The organism is Streptococcus sp. IsoGale022, from assembly GCF_031142805.1.
In the GTDB taxonomy this organism is placed as follows: Bacteria; Bacillota; Bacilli; order Lactobacillales; family Streptococcaceae; genus Streptococcus; species Streptococcus sanguinis_A.
This window is the reverse complement of record NZ_JAKZJI010000043.1, coordinates 1-430: the sequence shown is the minus strand read 5'-3', so window position 1 is coordinate 430 and position 430 is coordinate 1. Positions and strand designations below refer to the sequence as shown.

General features: G+C 46.7%; 1 protein-coding gene. It reads right to left on the bottom strand.

The annotated features are described in order from the left end of the window. A partial coding sequence (locus RG608_RS11565) for a hypothetical protein (protein WP_308947004.1) occupies positions 1 to 430 on the bottom strand: 430 nt, incomplete at both ends.

The window sequence follows — 430 nt, the reverse complement described above, 5'->3', positions numbered from 1 at the left end:
GGTAGCTGTAGGAATCACTTCTTTCACTACCGCTTGGTACTTGACGGTAACAGCGGTGCCATTCGCATCAGTCCGAGTCAATTCCAGTTCTGGCGTTTCCCCCTTGAATTGCTTGTCTGGTGTGAAAGTTACCTTACCGTCTGCGTCCACTTCGAACTTACCGACATTTAGCACTTCTTTAACTGCTGAACCATTATCAAACAGTGGAGTTGAGCCCGCTGGGAATGGAACGGAATCATGGCCTGGAGTGAAGATAACATGACCTTCTTGAACCTGACCTTGCAAGCCTTCTGTCTTATCACCAGTACCAGTTGGAGTTACTTTAGTGAACTCTGGACTGTATGTTGCAGTTACTGGCGTGCCATTCTTATCGACGCGTTTTACAGAGATTGGATTCGGTTTACCTACAAATTGCTTGTCTGGCGTGAAA